Origin of the sequence: Pauljensenia sp. UMB3104 (assembly GCF_030217285.1) — a bacterium.
In the GTDB taxonomy this organism is placed as follows: Bacteria; Actinomycetota; Actinomycetes; order Actinomycetales; family Actinomycetaceae; genus Pauljensenia.
Map to the genome: position 1 here is coordinate 1 of NZ_JASONN010000092.1, position 378 is coordinate 378.

At 70.6% G+C, this 378-nt stretch carries 1 pseudogene; it reads right to left on the reverse strand.

Going from position 1 to position 378, the window contains the following annotated elements:
• Nucleotides 1-378, reverse strand: a pseudogene (locus QP415_RS10895) (tRNA pseudouridine synthase A); the annotation flags it as partial.

Below are 378 nucleotides of genomic sequence, written 5' to 3' on the forward strand. Positions count from 1 at the left end.
TCAGCCGTCGTCACCACAGCATCTGTCGCGCCTGGCCCGGGCCTGCTCGGCTCGCGCACCCCACTGCGAAGGATCGGGATACTCGACCCCTTCGAGGGTGAGTCCGTGCGCGGGGGCGATCGGCGCAGCCTCGGAGCGTGAACGAGCCCGCAGAATCTGCGCCGGATAGTCGGCGTCGCGCGCGCCCGAGCCCACGAGGAGGAGAGCCCCCACCAGGGAGCGGACCATCGAGTGGCAGAACGCGTCCGCCTCGACTCGGAAGACGAGGGTTCCCTCGGCGTCACGCGCGGAGCGCAGGGTACGCAGCGTACGGATCGTCGTAGCCCCCTCGCGCGGGCGGCAGAATCCGAGAAAGTCGTGTTCTCCGAGGAGGGCGGC